The 288-nt window shown below is 56.2% G+C and carries 1 protein-coding gene; it reads right to left on the bottom strand.

Annotated elements, in window-relative coordinates; all coding sequences use genetic code 11:
* A partial coding sequence (locus ACX9YW_RS22920) for a hypothetical protein (protein WP_460351020.1) occupies window positions 1-288 on the bottom strand: 288 nt, incomplete at both ends.

Raw genomic sequence — 288 nt, 5'->3', positions numbered from 1 at the left:
TTCTCCAGGTTCATGATGCCACGGCACGCTCTGAATGCAAGTTCCGGATAACGCTTGTCCTCGATGACCGCACGCAGGTAGTGAACAACAATGTTGTCGATCACGGCCGCGCGGGAAAGGAGCTCCTGCAAGTCACTCTCGCAGCTCCCCTTGCGTCCCGGCAGATTGTGGGACGGCTTGGTCGTGTATTCATACGGGGTATCGTTGCGATGATGCGTGGTCACATGGGTAAAACCGTGGAAGATGTCGATCGTATCGGCGTCGTATACCATCTCCACGCGTTTGCCC

This window comes from Pseudoneobacillus rhizolycopersici (assembly GCF_054786815.1).
This window is presented reverse-complemented; position numbering and strand designations above follow the sequence as displayed.